Genomic DNA, 12,609 nt, shown 5'->3' on the forward strand with positions numbered 1-12,609 from the left:
TATGTGTAGGAGGTGTACGTATGACAAAACAAAAGTATTATGTCGATTTAGCATCACATGAAATTTCTGAAGAGAATTATCAAGGAACTGCCAACTTTTGTATTTATGCAGATGATGAAGAAATAGAACAGTTACGATCGATTCTAAATACCATGGATGAGGAGAATTTCACCACATTCTGGCGAGCTCATGTCCCTTTTGTAGAATACCATAACGATACGGCAAATTATAATTATGACCAAAATTTAATGGGAGCATTTCAAATGATGCATGATCTTGGTGATGATGAAACAAAAGAACATATTCAAACAATGGGTATCCTAAATAATCGTCCGTTGTAAGGGACAGAAAGGAATAAGAGAAATTGTCTTATTCCTTATTTTTTTGAATAAATATTTAAAGGTAATACTTTGTAAAAAATACCTTTATAAAATAGAATAGAAAGAAGTGATTATTATATTATCGAAAAGGTAGTTGAAATCATGTATATTTTTACGGATTATTATAGAAACAAAGTACAACTTTCATTTGAAAATCATCCATTTTCAAGATTACCAAAACATGTATGGGTTATTTGTAAATATAATCATCAATGGTTACTTACAGAACATAAAGAAAGAGGTCTTGAATTTCCTGGAGGTAAAGTAGAAGAAGGAGAAACGGCCGAACAAGCGGCTGTACGGGAGGTAAAAGAAGAAACAGGGGGCATTGTAGGATTCCTTGAATATATTGGGCAATATTATGTAAATGGCAAAAATGGAGATGTCATCAAAAATGTATATTTTGCAAATATAGAAAAATTAATAAAGCAAGATACTTATTTTGAAACAAATGGCCCAGTTCTATTGAACGAGATTCCAACAAATGTGAAACAATTAGGCCATTACAGTTTCATCATGAAAGATGATGTGCTGACATATTGTATGGAAAAAATAAATGAATAAAATAAGTGCTACACATTTACTGTGGGCACTTATTTTATATGGTTCTCGGTGTTTTATTCAAAAAGTAAAGTGATGCTCCTATTCCGATAAGATAACCCTGAAAGTGACTTACGCCTTATTTTTAATTAACATTGATTCAATTTTTTCTACAAATTTATACATGATGGCAGCAAAAATGGCAATCAATAAGAGACTCGCCATGACTAATGTGAAATCAAATACTTGAAAACCATAAACAATTAGAAAGCCTAACCCTTCTCTTGATGCAAGAAACTCACCCACAATTACACCTACCCAAGAAAGTCCAACGTTGACTTTTAGTGTTGATATCATGACAGGTAATGTAGCTGGAAAAATCGCCTCTTTGAAACTAACCCATTTTGTAGCACCAAAGCTTTGTAATACTTTCATATAGTTTTCATCAACTTCCGTAAATGCAGTATAAACGACAATGGTTGTAATAATTACTGATATAATGGCTCCCATAGCAATGATTGATAAGTATCCTGGGCCAAATGCAACGATAATAATCGGACCAAGGGCTACTTTTGGCATCGCATTTAATATGACAAGGTACGGATCTAGAATCTTGGACATACGAGGGGAGAGCCAAAGCATTGTTGCAATGAAAATACCTAAGATTGTACCTATAATGAAACCTAGTACAGTTTCAAATAGAGTGATTTTTGCATGTGTTAACATGGAGCCATCCCTAATTTTATCAACTAATAAGGAGTATATATGTGATGGAGAACTAAATAATAGTGGGTCAATCCAGTGTAATCTGCTTGCTATTTCCCATATACTAAAAAAGCCAATGAAAATAATGATTTGCCATAGAAATATATACTTACGCTCGCGTGATAGTTGTTTTCTATGCCTTTTAAACAATACAGCATCTGTTTGTGACTTTTTCATTTCATCTCACCCCCATAATGATTGAAGGTTTCCACTGATCATTCTGTTGCATCTTTATTTAGTTCTTTCCATATATTGTCAAATATAGCTTGATATTTCGGGTGTCTTCTAACAAAGAACGGAGTTTCATGACGTAATTCAATTGGAACCTCCACTATCTTAGAAATCAAACCAGGATTTGCATCCATTATGATAATTCGATCACTCATAGAAATTGCTTCTCCGATGTCATGTGTAACAAGAATGGCAGTTTTATGATAATTTTTTAATAATTGAGATACAAGATTTTCTAATTTCAATTTTGTCTGGTAATCAAGAGCAGAAAAAGGCTCATCTAGTAAGAGAATTTGTGGGTCTGTCATTAATGTTCGAACAAGTGCAACTCGCTGCCGCATTCCACCTGAAAGAGAAGAGGGGTATTCATTTTCTAATTTTGGTAAACCAACTTCTTCTAATATATTTAATGCTTTATTTAAGGTTTGTTTTGTATTCTTACCTTGCACTTTTGGACCGAGTAAGACATTGTCTATAATCGTCTTCCAAGGAAATAAATAATCTTGTTGGAGCATATAGCCAATTCTTAAATCAGTTTCAGTGATTGGTTGGTCTTCAAACAAGACTTTTCCTTCTGTTTGCTTTATAATACCAGCAATAATGGAAAGAATAGTTGATTTTCCACAACCACTGGGACCTAAAATGGAAACGAATTCTCCCTTGGCAATGGAAAATGATACATCAGCTAATGCTCTTGTATAGGAATCTTTTGTGAAATATAGATGGGAGACCTTTTTTAGTGATAAAAAACTCATCTCAGATACCTCCTACTCATCCATTACTTCTTCTGCGATTTCTGTATTCACTAAATCTTTATAAGGGGCCTCTTTTGGTAATTCACCAGCAGCATCCATAATATCTTTCAATGTTTCCCAAGCTTCTTTTTCAAGGATTGGTGTAGTTGCAAAGGAGTTTTGGCTTTTATATCGATCAATGGAGGATATAAGGATATCTAATTCAACATCCTCGAAATAGTCTTGAATTAATTCAGCAATTTCGTCTGATGAATGATTTTCTACCCATTGTTGTGCTTTGTAAATTGCTCTTGTGAATTTTTTTGCGGTTTCTGTATTTTCATTTAAGTAGCTTTGTTTAGCCATGAATACGGTATAAGGAACCTTTCCAGATTCTTCTCCAAAAGAAGCAATGACATGACCTTTACCTTCCTTTTCAAACACACTTGCAGTCGGTTCGAATAATTGAACATACTCTGAATCACCAGACACAAAGGCACTTGGAATATTTCCGAAATCAACATTTTGTAATAATGTTAAATCATTATGCGGGTCTATTTGATGCTGTTTTAACACATATTCTCCGACCATTTGCGGCATACCACCTTTACGCTGTCCTAAGAAAGATTCCCCCTTAACATCTTCCCATTTAAAATCAGACTTTGGTGATTTAGCAACTAGAAAAGTACCGTCGGTTTGTGTTAATTGTGCAAAATTTACTGCGTAGTCTTTCGGATTTTGGCCGTAAACATAAATAGACGTCTCGGAGCCAACCAGAGCAATATCAGCCCCACCGGACAACAAGGATGTCATTGTTTTATCGCCACCCCAAGTGGTTTGTAATTCAACATTTAATCCTTCATCTTTAAAAAAGTCTTTTTCCAAAGCAATATATTGCGGGGCATAGAAAAGGGATCTAGTAACTTCTGCTAAACGAACGGTTTGTTCTTCTTCCGTATTTTGACAAGCAGCTAAAAGAAAAATTAATAAAAAAGGGAGGAAACACAATAAATTTTTTATTTTTTTCATTTCTTTTAATCCTTTCTTATAAAATGACATGTGTTAAAACAGCCTATGCTTTTTATATAAATATGTGAATGCCTAGATGAAAAATAAAAAAAAGACTTCCTTTTAAAAGGAAGTCGATTGTTAATAAAAAGTTAATATATGTTGTTGCAGTACATTTTGGTTTCAGAGTATTATATTTAACCCTTATTTTTATTTAGCACGATACAGTGGGCCTGCATTTGTAATTTCATCACTTACATGTGAAAACTTTTTAAAGTTTTCATGGAATTTAACAGCTAATTCTTTTGCTGTTTTATCATAAGCATCTTTATTTTCCCAAGTGTTACGTGGAATGAGTACATCGTCAGGAACATCTGTAATATGTGTTGGGATTTCTAGACCGAATATTCCATCTTTAACAGTAGTCACATCATTTAACTCACCGCGTATTGCAGCTCTTACCATTGCTCTAGTATATGGAAGATTCATTCGTTCTCCAACACCATATTTTCCACCGGTCCATCCTGTATTTACAAGAAATACTTTTGCGTCATGCTTATCAATTTTTTCTCCGAGCATCTCTGCATATTGTGCAGGTGCTAATGGTAAGAATGGTTCACCAAAGCAAGCAGAGAATGTTGCTTGTGGTTCTGTAATGCCACGCTCTGTTCCAGCTAATTTACTTGTGTATCCACTTAGGAAATGATACATCGCTTGTTCTTTAGTTAGTCGGCTGATTGGAGGTAATACTCCAGACGCGTCCGCAGTTAGGAAAACGATTGTTTTTGGATGTCCTGCCATACTTGGCTCTTTAATATTCTCAATATGCTCAATTGGGTAGGCAACCCTTGTATTTTCTGTTAATGATGTATCATCAAAATCTGGTATACGTGAATCTTCGTCAAGGATTACGTTTTCTAAGACAGCACCGAAACGTATAGCATTGTATATTTCTGGTTCTTTTTCTTGTGATAAGTTAATGCATTTTGCATAGCATCCACCCTCAATATTGAAAACACCGTTTGGACTCCATCCGTGTTCATCATCACCGATTAGTTTACGATCACTGTCAGCAGAAAGTGTTGTTTTTCCTGTTCCAGATAATCCGAAGAATAATGCAACATCATCATTTTCACCAACATTTGCAGAACAATGCATGGATAGTACATCTTTTTGTGGTAATAGGAAGTTCATTGTGGAGAAAATAGATTTTTTAATTTCTCCAGCATATTCAGTACCACCAATAAGTACAATGCGGTGTTTAAAAGAGATAAGAACAAAAGCCTCTGAATTTATTCCATCTACCTTTGGATCAGCTTTATAGGATGGTGCAGAAATAACTGTAAATTCTGGTTCGTGTGTTTCTAATTCTTCCTCAGTAGGTCGAATAAACATTTGTTTTGCAAATAAATTTTGCCAAGCATATTCATTGTACACTTTAATTGGTAATTGATATGATTTATCTGCACCAGCATCACCGTTTAAGGAAAATATTTCATCTTTTTTCTCCAAGTAGTTAACTACTTTTTCTAGTAAGCTTAAAAAATATTTTTCTTCAATTGGTTTATTTATTTTTCCCCATTCAACTAAATTCTCGGATACTTCGTCTTTAACGATGAATCTATCTTTAGGGGAGCGTCCAGTATATTTTCCTGTTGTTGATTTGATCGCTCCCATAGAACTCAAAACTCCTTCTTTACGGGATAAAGCTCTTTCAACAAGCTGGGGGGTGGAGAGGTTATCCTGTAAATTTGGAAGTTCTGAAAGTTTACTAACTGATTGCTTTACAATGCTCACGTTAAATTACCTACCTTTTTGTTAATTTTATATGTTATTCTATAAATAGATAAGCTTGATTTTCATAATCTGCTATTAGTATAACACATTCAATTAAATAATCCATACTAATTAATAAAAGTTTATGTAAAAATTTCTAGAATGTTAAAAAGTTGACATAAAGGGTACCTTTCGCTAGTATAAACACGAACGGATACTCTTATTCAGAGTCGGTGGAGGGACAGGCCCTGTGAAACCCAGCAACCATCATAGAGTGAAAAGGTGCTAACCTGAGCAAGGATTATTTACCTTGAACAATAAGAGAGAAAGGCATATTTCATCCTTTCCTCATATATATAGGGAAAGGATTTTCTTATTTTTATACAAATATAAGCAAGAATTAGAGTTCCGTACCATATATAAAGGAGTTTATCCTCATGAATAAAAATCGGCGTTTATTTACTTCAGAATCAGTAACAGAAGGTCACCCTGATAAAATGAGTGATCAAATTTCAGATGCTATTTTGGATGAAATTTTAAAACGGGACCCTTATGCCAGAGTTGCTTGTGAAACAGTAGTAACGACGGGTATGGTGTTTGTGGCAGGTGAAATTACTACAAATACATATGTAGATATTCCTGCAATAGTTAGAAAAACAATTAAAGAAATTGGTTATACTCGTGCAAAATATGGATTTGATGCAGAAACATGTGCTGTTTTAACGGCAATTGATGAACAGTCCCCAGATATTGCAAGTGGAGTAGACAAGGCTTTAGAAACTCGGTTAGGGCAGGCTTCAGATGATGAAATCAAGGCAATTGGTGCTGGTGACCAAGGGTTAATGTTCGGATATGCATGTAATGAAACAGAGCAATTGATACCACTGCCAATTTCTTTAGCACATCAATTGGCAAAACGGTTATCAGATGTTCGTAAGCAACAAATCGTTGGTTATTTACGTCCTGATGGTAAAACACAAGTTACAATTGAATACGATGAAAATAATCAACCATTAAGAGTAGACACAATTGTTATTTCAACACAGCATCATGTAGATATTTCTCTAGACCAGATTGAACAAGACATGCATGAATATGTGATTCGTCCAATTGTACCTGAACATTTATTAGATGATAAAACGAAATATTATATCAATCCAACAGGCCGTTTCGTTATAGGTGGCCCTCAAGGTGATGCTGGTTTAACTGGAAGAAAAATTATTGTAGATACGTATGGTGGTTATGCTCGCCACGGCGGTGGGGCCTTTAGTGGTAAAGATGCAACAAAGGTTGACCGTTCCGCTTCATATGCTGCTAGATATGTTGCGAAAAATATTGTTGCTGCAGAGCTTGCTTCAACATGTGAAGTCCAAATTGCTTATGCTATTGGAGTAAGTGAACCAGTGTCTATCACTGTTCATACATTTGGAACAGGGAAGGTAAGTGAAGCACAGCTTGAACAAGCAATTCGGGAAGTATTCGACTTGCGTCCAGCCGGTATTATTAAAATGCTAGATCTACAGAGACCTATTTTTAAAGATACTGCTGCCTATGGGCATTTTGGAAGAACAGATATTTTATTCCCGTGGGAGAAAACAGATAAAACAGAGGAATTAAAACAATTAGTTTTATAATAAAAAAACAGGCGATAAAGGTTTATCATCGCCTGTTTTTATCTCTGTCCAGAACTTTTTATATCATTGTTTGAACAATTTTTTTAAAAAATTAACCAATATTATTTTTATAGTATTTTCCTTTTTCTATATAGGATTGTATAATTCGTTCCATTTCTTCATAATCTTTTTCTGTTAGTTTACGCACAACTTTAGCAGGCCTTCCGAATGCAAGCGTGTGTGGCGGTATTTTCTTTCCAGGTGGGACAAGACTACCCGCACCTAAATATGCATTTTCTCCAATTTCTGCCCCATCTAGAATAATCGAGCCCATTCCTATAAGAGCATTTTTACGAATGATTCCAGAATGAAGGGTTACTTGATGACCAATTGTTACATCATCTTCTACAATGACTGGTAAATTTGGGCTTTGATGAATGACAGTTGCATCTTGGACACTGACTCGCTTTCCAATTTTCGTTGGGGCAACATCCCCACGGATGACCGCTTGAAACCATACACTAGATTGTTCGTCGATTTCGACATTCCCAATAATGTCGGCACTTTTTGCAACATAAACGGTTTCATGGATATTTGGATTCATATTTTTATATGGATAAAGCATTTTTATTTCCTCCTTTGATTCCTTTTCTGGATGGCTATGATAAATGGTGGATTATTTTTTTGGTTAATAAATCCGTACTCTAGTACTTGATAATAAGATTGATTTAAATTGGTTACATAATCCAACACAAGGTCTTTTTCCCTTTTTCCACCAATATGCCCATGATACACAACAAGCACAATGATACCATCCTTTTTTATATAATCTAACAGTATATCGATGGCTCGAATGGTCGTATTTCCTTTTGTTATAATCGTTTTATCACTGTGTGGCAAATAACCAAGATTAAAAATAGCTCCTCCCAGTTTGCCTTTTATTGTTTCTGGCAAATACTTCTCCATATTGGCATGACTATCGAGGATGAGTGTTACATTTACTTGCTTATTTTCTTCTAAAAGTTGTTTTGTTTGTGTAATTGCTTGCTCTTGAATATCAAAAGCATAAACTTGTCCAGTTTTTCCGACTAATTTACTTAGAAATAATGTATCATTGCCATTCCCGCAAGTGGCATCAACAACCGTTTCTCCTTCTTTAATACAATCTTTTAATAATTGATGGGAAAAGTCTAAAATTTTCATAACCATATCTATGATACTCCTTACATAAAAAATAACAAAAACTACTTAATAAAAACAATGATAGCTTTACTATAACATGAAAATGAATCTTTTTTCTTAAATGTAGTATAGTGTGTTTGTGGAGCTATCTATCGCAGGTCAATTGTCTATAAACAATCTTTTCTTCTAAATATATAGGAATGCTTGACAATCGTAAGAAATTTCATTAAAATACGTTTTAATAGTAGAAAAGCGTCGAAAAGGAATAGTAATAATTTATTTAAGGTAAAGAGAGGCAATGGTTGGTGAAAATTGTCCCTTAAATTTTTATGAACTCACCTTGAAGCTGCAAAAGTGAAATTTTATTAGCTTTTGTCGTTTGCCACGTTACGGCAATGAGTGAATAATTTTTTTTGTTAATTCGGGTGGTACCGCGGGAATAATGGCTTCTCGTCCCTTTTATGGGATGGGGAGCTTTTTATATATAAAAAGGAGGGATTTTTCATGGGATATAACCATCGAAAAATTGAAAAGAAATGGCAAACATATTGGATAGAAAACAAAACATTTAAAACGGATATCACAACAGATAAAAAGAAAATGTACGCACTAGATATGTTCCCATATCCATCAGCAGCAGGTCTACATGTTGGGCATCCAGTGAGTTACACTGCCACAGATATCACGTCACGAATGAAACGGATGCAGGGCTATGAAGTGCTTCATCCAATGGGATGGGATGCTTTTGGATTACCAGCTGAGCAGTATGCAATTGATACGGGAAATAGCCCGGCTGAATTTACGAAGAAAAACGTAGCGACCTTTAGAAACCAACTACAAAATTTAGGGTTTTCCTATGATTGGGACCGAGAAATTAGCACCATCGATCCAGAGTATTATAAATGGACCCAATGGATTTTTACTAAAATGTATGAAAAAGGATTGGCATATATAGATGAAGTAAATGTAAACTGGTGTCCAGCTTTAGGAACGGTATTAGCAAATGAAGAGGTAATTGACGGCAAAAGTGAACGTGGTGGACACCCAGTCATTCGTAAACCGATGAAGCAATGGATTCTAAAAATAACTGCATATGCAGACCGATTGCTAGAAGACCTAGAAGAATTAGACTGGCCAGAGAACTTAAAGGAAATGCAAAGAAATTGGATTGGTCGCTCTGAAGGTGCTGAAGTGACCTTTGCTATTGATGGATTTGATGAATCCTTTGATGTATTTACAACACGTCCTGATACATTATTTGGAGCCACATACACTGTTTTAGCACCTGAACATCCATTTGTTAAAAAAATTACAACAGGCGATCAAAAAGCTGCTGTTGATGCATATTTGAAAAAAGTTGAGGCGAAATCAGATTTAGAAAGAACTGATTTAGCAAAGGAAAAAACGGGTGTGTTCACAGGTGCATATGCAATCAATCCAGTAAATGGGAAGAGAATTCCAATTTGGGTTGCCGATTATGTTCTAATGTCTTATGGTAGTGGAGCAATTATGGCTGTTCCAGCACATGATGAACGAGATTATGAATTTGCTACCACATTTGAATTACCAATTATCGAGGTTGTAAAAGGTGGAAATATTTCTGAAGAAGCATATGTGGGCGATGGAGAACTAATTAATTCTGATTTCTTAAATGGTTTAGATAAAGAAACAGCCATTACAAAGATGATTGCATGGTTGGAAGAAAATAAGAAAGGTCAGAAAAAAACTTCGTATCGTCTACGTGATTGGTTATTCTCCAGACAGCGCTATTGGGGAGAACCAATTCCAATCATCCACTGGGAAGATGGAACAATGACAGCAGTTCCTGAAGAAGAATTACCACTACAACTACCTAAGATGACAGAGATTAAACCATCTGGAACAGGTGAATCACCATTAGCAAATAGTGACTGGATTCATGTGGTAGATCCTGAAACAGGAATGAAAGGACGTAGAGAAACTAATACGATGCCGCAATGGGCAGGAAGTAGTTGGTATTTCCTACGTTTCATTGACCCGCATAATAAAGAAGAATTAGCGGATAAAGAACTATTAAAGAAATGGTTGCCAGTTGACTTATATATTGGTGGAGCAGAACATGCGGTTCTTCATCTGTTATATGCACGTTTTTGGCATAAGTTTTTATATGACCTTGGTGTTGTTCCTACAAAAGAACCATTTATGAAATTGTATAATCAAGGGATGATTCTTGGTGAAGGTCATGTGAAAATGAGTAAATCACTTGGAAACGTCATTAATCCAGATGATATTGTGGAGTCCCATGGTGCAGACACACTTCGTCTATATGAGATGTTCATGGGACCACTAGATGCAGATGTATCCTGGTCTGAAACAGGTTTAGATGGTGCAAAACGTTTTTTAGATAGAATTTGGCGTTTATTTGTTGATGAGAATGGCAAACTTTCAGATAAAATTGTTGAAGAGCAGACAGAAGCTCTCGAAAAAACATACCATCAAACCGTTAAGAAAGTAACAGAGGATTATGCTAATTTACATTTTAATACTGCAATATCACAAATGATGGTTTTCATTAATGAAGGATATAAGCAGGAGAGAATCTCTAAAGATTATGTGGAAGGGTTTATTAAACTAATTGCACCAATTACTCCACATATTGCTGAGGAAATTTGGGAGAAATTGGGTCATTCCGATACAATTTCTTATGAAACCTGGCCAACATATGATGAATCAAAATTAGTTGATAATGAGGTTGAAGTTGTTCTACAGGTTATGGGGAAAGTTCGCGCAAAAATAAGTGTTGCCAAAGATATTTCAAAAGAAGAATTAGAACGAATTGCCCTAAAAAATGAAACAATTCAATCATGGATTGAGGGAAAAACAATACGTAAAGTGATTGTTATCCCAGGAAAACTCGTAAATATTGTGGCAAATTAATTTAAAAAGAATAGATTGATCCATCAATAAAAGTACATCACTCTTATGAGAGATGTACTTTTGTGTTAGAAAAACCGATAGTTTCCTATATAATATAGGGATTTAATTTCCTGCCCATTTTGTTTGTAATATAATCCACTTTTCATCTTCGAAATACCATAATGTTTCAATCGTTCCTAATGAATCATCTTTATTTGTTCCATAAATCTCTTGACTACTTTTTAAACCATATCCTTGCGAATCACTTATTTGCATTGATTCATATTTTGTTAAGGGCTGAATCTTAATGACTGTATTTTTCTTTTTAAGTTCTCCATTTTTTTTATAAATTCCGGAATCGATATATTTTTCTGCGTTATTTTTAATATCAATGGTACGTGGGTCTTCTAAAGGAGTAAGATGAATGTTTATTTTAAAGTCATTTTTAAAATTTCCTGTTATATGTTGTTTAGGAAGCCCCATATTCTGGATGTTGCCATGTTTTATATAATGGATTTGTGTATGGTTTATGTTTTTTTTCTTTTTACTTTGATAAATAATATCTTTAATTCCATCATGGTTTATGTCTAAAAATTGTAAGTATGGTTTAAAGCCTCCACCATAGTTTATTCTCCATTCGTGATTCTTCGATTTGATTTCTATAAATAGATCTTTATAGTAATCCGAGTCATTTGTAAATGGAATGCCGAATAATTGAATTTTTTCTTTCATTCCGTCACCAGTGATATCTTTATTATAGGTATTGATTTTTTGTGGTGCTGGTTCTTTTATCATATTTTCAGCAAATGTTACGTAATTACAAGCTAAAATAAAGAAAAAGGAAATTGAGAGAATGATGATGTATTGTATTATTTTCATAGAAAACCTCTTTCAATCATTGATGTCATTATTTTTCTTCATTATTTTATAAATATACATGTATTGCTGTCCGTAATGACATAGTAATGTCGAGATTCTACAAAAAACAAGTTATTCCGAGATTATTTGACATGTCACCTTAGTACATGCTATAATATTTTTACTTTCCTTGGAGAAAGTGATGTATATTCTAAGTTTCAAAAAAACCTCAAAAAATATTGACTCTAAGGTGGTAAACATGTTACTATAGTAAAGTCGCTTTTAATAAGAGGTTAACAAGAGACACGAAATATTTAAAAAAGTATATTGACATTCGTTTTTGGAAATGTTATAATATAAAAGTTGCTTCAAAAGCAACGAGTTAAAAAATTGCTCTTTGAAAACTGAACAGAACGACCAGTATGTCAAGAAAAACGTACCTCGTTTTTCATTTAAATTGCTAAGATAAACTTATCTAATAAGTACTTACTTATTAGAACTCATAACTTTTTTGGAGAGTTTGATCTTGGCTCAGGACGAACGCTGGCGGCGTGCCTAATACATGCAAGTCGAGCGCGGGAAGCAGACTGATTCCTTCGGGATGATGTTTGTGAAACGAGCGGCGGA

11 protein-coding genes, 1 rRNA gene, 1 riboswitch and 1 other annotated feature are annotated in these 12,609 nt (G+C 34.4%); of the genes, 5 read left to right on the top strand and 7 right to left on the bottom strand.

Annotated elements, in window-relative coordinates; translation table 11 throughout:
• The first annotated feature begins 20 nt into the window (after positions 1 to 20).
• Entirely contained in the window at positions 21 to 341 is a 321-nt protein-coding gene (locus tag FHP05_RS14480; RefSeq protein WP_147670582.1) for a hydrolase, read from the top strand.
• Between the two features lie 141 nt (positions 342 to 482).
• Positions 483 to 944 carry an RNA deprotection pyrophosphohydrolase gene (ytkD, locus tag FHP05_RS14485; RefSeq protein ID WP_147670584.1) on the top strand — a complete coding sequence of 154 codons (462 nt, stop codon included), beginning with the start codon at positions 483 to 485 and terminating at the stop codon, positions 942 to 944.
• Positions 945 to 1,052: 108 nt separating this feature from the next.
• Here ytkD and FHP05_RS14490 read toward each other — a convergent pair whose 3' ends face one another.
• The 4 genes from FHP05_RS14490 to pckA form a co-directional block, all read right to left on the bottom strand.
• Positions 1,053 to 1,862: an ABC transporter permease gene (locus FHP05_RS14490; RefSeq protein WP_147670585.1), complete on the bottom strand. Its 810-nt coding sequence runs from the start codon at positions 1,860 to 1,862 to the stop codon at positions 1,053 to 1,055.
• Between the two features lie 38 nt (positions 1,863 to 1,900).
• Positions 1,901 to 2,671: an ABC transporter ATP-binding protein gene (locus tag FHP05_RS14495; protein ID WP_147670587.1), complete on the bottom strand. Its 771-nt coding sequence runs from the start codon at positions 2,669 to 2,671 to the stop codon at positions 1,901 to 1,903.
• A gap of 12 nt (positions 2,672 to 2,683) precedes the next feature.
• A complete protein-coding gene (locus FHP05_RS14500; protein WP_147670589.1) occupies positions 2,684 to 3,679 on the bottom strand; it encodes an ABC transporter substrate-binding protein in 996 nt (331 codons plus the stop codon).
• A gap of 189 nt (positions 3,680 to 3,868) precedes the next feature.
• Positions 3,869 to 5,455, bottom strand: a complete 1,587-nt coding sequence (gene pckA, locus FHP05_RS14505) for a phosphoenolpyruvate carboxykinase (ATP) (RefSeq protein WP_147670591.1) — start codon at positions 5,453 to 5,455, stop codon at positions 3,869 to 3,871.
• 196 nt (positions 5,456 to 5,651) lie between these two features.
• Positions 5,652 to 5,758: riboswitch (SAM riboswitch) on the top strand.
• Positions 5,759 to 5,871: 113 nt separating this feature from the next.
• Here pckA and metK point away from each other — a divergent pair.
• Positions 5,872 to 7,068, top strand: a complete 1,197-nt coding sequence (metK, locus tag FHP05_RS14510; RefSeq protein WP_147670592.1) for a methionine adenosyltransferase — start codon at positions 5,872 to 5,874, stop codon at positions 7,066 to 7,068.
• Between the two features lie 91 nt (positions 7,069 to 7,159).
• On the opposite strand, the gene FHP05_RS14515 is transcribed toward metK, so the two are convergent.
• Entirely contained in the window at positions 7,160 to 7,672 is a 513-nt protein-coding gene (locus FHP05_RS14515) for a gamma carbonic anhydrase (RefSeq protein ID WP_147670594.1), read from the bottom strand.
• A 2-nt stretch (positions 7,673 to 7,674) separates the two neighbouring features.
• Entirely contained in the window at positions 7,675 to 8,256 is a 582-nt protein-coding gene (locus tag FHP05_RS14520; protein ID WP_147670596.1) for a class I SAM-dependent methyltransferase, read from the bottom strand.
• 219 nt (positions 8,257 to 8,475) lie between these two features.
• Positions 8,476 to 8,690 (top strand) — a binding site (T-box leader).
• A 43-nt stretch (positions 8,691 to 8,733) separates the two neighbouring features.
• Here FHP05_RS14520 and leuS point away from each other — a divergent pair.
• Positions 8,734 to 11,145, top strand: coding sequence for a leucine--tRNA ligase (gene leuS / locus FHP05_RS14525; RefSeq protein WP_147670598.1), 2,412 nt, complete (start codon positions 8,734 to 8,736; stop codon positions 11,143 to 11,145).
• Positions 11,146 to 11,247: 102 nt separating this feature from the next.
• Here leuS and FHP05_RS14530 read toward each other — a convergent pair whose 3' ends face one another.
• The gene (locus FHP05_RS14530; protein WP_147670600.1) at positions 11,248 to 12,003 is read right to left on the bottom strand and encodes a hypothetical protein; all 756 of its coding nucleotides are present in this window, start codon (positions 12,001 to 12,003) and stop codon (positions 11,248 to 11,250) included.
• 487 nt (positions 12,004 to 12,490) lie between these two features.
• Between FHP05_RS14530 and FHP05_RS14535 the strand changes: the two genes are divergently transcribed.
• Positions 12,491 to 12,609 (top strand): 16S ribosomal RNA (locus FHP05_RS14535); the annotation flags it as partial.

Origin of the sequence: Cerasibacillus terrae (assembly GCF_008039555.1) — a bacterium.
GTDB lineage: Bacteria > Bacillota > Bacilli > Bacillales > Amphibacillaceae > Cerasibacillus > Cerasibacillus terrae.

What these genes read in the sequence shown, in the direction of transcription:
- FHP05_RS14520 (WP_147670596.1), bottom strand. Translation starts at nt 8,256, where the DNA reads ATGGTTATGAAAATTTTAGACTTTTCCCATCAATTATTAAAAGATTGT.
- FHP05_RS14495 (WP_147670587.1), bottom strand. Translation starts at nt 2,671, where the DNA reads ATGAGTTTTTTATCACTAAAAAAGGTCTCCCATCTATATTTCACAAAA.
- FHP05_RS14490 (WP_147670585.1), bottom strand. Translation starts at nt 1,862, where the DNA reads ATGAAAAAGTCACAAACAGATGCTGTATTGTTTAAAAGGCATAGAAAA.
- FHP05_RS14500 (WP_147670589.1), bottom strand. Translation starts at nt 3,679, where the DNA reads ATGAAAAAAATAAAAAATTTATTGTGTTTCCTCCCTTTTTTATTAATT.
- FHP05_RS14480 (WP_147670582.1), top strand. Translation starts at nt 21, where the DNA reads ATGACAAAACAAAAGTATTATGTCGATTTAGCATCACATGAAATTTCT.
- metK (WP_147670592.1), top strand. Translation starts at nt 5,872, where the DNA reads ATGAATAAAAATCGGCGTTTATTTACTTCAGAATCAGTAACAGAAGGT.
- FHP05_RS14515 (WP_147670594.1), bottom strand. Translation starts at nt 7,672, where the DNA reads ATGCTTTATCCATATAAAAATATGAATCCAAATATCCATGAAACCGTT.
- ytkD (WP_147670584.1), top strand. Translation starts at nt 483, where the DNA reads ATGTATATTTTTACGGATTATTATAGAAACAAAGTACAACTTTCATTT.
- FHP05_RS14530 (WP_147670600.1), bottom strand. Translation starts at nt 12,003, where the DNA reads ATGAAAATAATACAATACATCATCATTCTCTCAATTTCCTTTTTCTTT.
- leuS (WP_147670598.1), top strand. Translation starts at nt 8,734, where the DNA reads ATGGGATATAACCATCGAAAAATTGAAAAGAAATGGCAAACATATTGG.